General features: G+C 56.2%; 1 protein-coding gene. It reads left to right on the forward strand.

Annotated elements, in window-relative coordinates; translation table 11 throughout:
• Positions 1–88: 88 nt before the first annotated feature.
• Positions 89–1,111 (forward strand): IS110 family RNA-guided transposase, encoded by a 1,023-nt coding sequence (locus ACR0CG_RS23855; protein ID WP_170693030.1) that lies wholly within the window; start codon positions 89–91, stop codon positions 1,109–1,111.
• The last annotated feature ends 242 nt before the right edge of the window (positions 1,112–1,353 follow it).

A 1,353-nucleotide genomic window follows, 5' to 3' on the forward strand; every position in this document is an offset into this window, starting at 1 on the left:
CTGATGGGGTGGATGGCTCCTGCTTCAACCGGCGTCGCAATGCGCCATAGTGCAGGTGTCAAAGTCTGCTTTTGAAAGGAGCCACCCCATGCAAGTTACCACAATTGGCGTTGATCTGGCCAAGAACGTCTTTCAAGTCCACGGGATCACCGCGTCCGAGGAGGTTGTGTTCAACAAAGCCCTGCGGCGGGCGCAGTTTCTGTCGTTCTTTGCGAAGTTGGAGCCTTGCCTGATTGGTATGGAGTCCTGCAGTAGCGCCCACCACTGGGCGCGCGAGCTCATGGCCTTGGGCCACGAGGTTCGGTTGATCCCGCCGATGTATGTGAAACCATACGTCAAACGCGGGAAGTCTGATGCAATTGATGCCGCAGCAATCTGTGAAGCGGTTACTCGTCCGACCATGCGCTTTGTTGCAATCAAGACGGTCGAGCAGCAATCCCTCCTCTCGCTGCATCGGGCGCGTGATCTTCTGGTGCGCCAGAGAACGCAACTCATCAACAATCTGCGCGGTTTGGTTGCCGAGTTTGGCATCTTCATTCCGAGAGGTCTCGCCCGGGTGATTGGGTTTGCCGAAGACATTACGCTTGGCGAAGTTCTCGATCTGCCTAAGATTGCCAATGAAGTGATCCATAATCTGTGCGAGCAACTCATGGCTCTGCACAAACGGGTCCGCTGGTACGAAGATCGTATAAAACAAGTCGCCAAAGAGGATGCGCGTGTTCGTCTTCTTCGCACGATCCCCGGTGTTGGCGCTGTAACGGCTTCTGCAATCATCGCTAGCATTGGAGACGGGCATCAGTTCCGCAATGGTCGGGAGTTCGCTGCCTGGCTGGGCCTGACGCCGGCGAATAAGTCCAGCGGTGGCAAGGAGAAGCTGGGACGAATCACCAAGATGGGCGACCAGTATTTACGATCGTTGCTCGTCGTCGGCATGACGTCATTGGTCCGACAAACACGATCCCACCCCGAACGCGCCAGCAAGTGGCTGACATCATTGCTCGAACGCAAAGCCGCCCGCGTCGCAACTGTCGCGATGGCCAACAAGACCGCCCGGATCGTCTGGGCAGTGCTCACCCGCAACGAACCCTACAGCCCACGTGCTGCCGTCTGAGACGAAAGGAACAATGAGTTAGCAAGACCCGCGAGATGATGGTGCATAAGTCTGCCGCCAAAGCCAAGAAACTCCGCCGAATGGCGCGGGTATAATAGCCCGTAAAGCTGATAGGAACTTGGTTTGCGGAACCCATCAGGGCCAGCGGTCAAAACCGCGCAGACAGGCCGGACACATGACTGCTTCTGACAAATGCGCAAATCAGATCAAAAATGTCTTGCTAGGAAGGAGCCATCCACACA

Source organism: Ruegeria sp. AB8, assembly GCF_056542605.1.

What these genes read in the sequence shown, in the direction of transcription:
- ACR0CG_RS23855 (WP_170693030.1), top strand. Translation starts at nt 89, where the DNA reads ATGCAAGTTACCACAATTGGCGTTGATCTGGCCAAGAACGTCTTTCAA.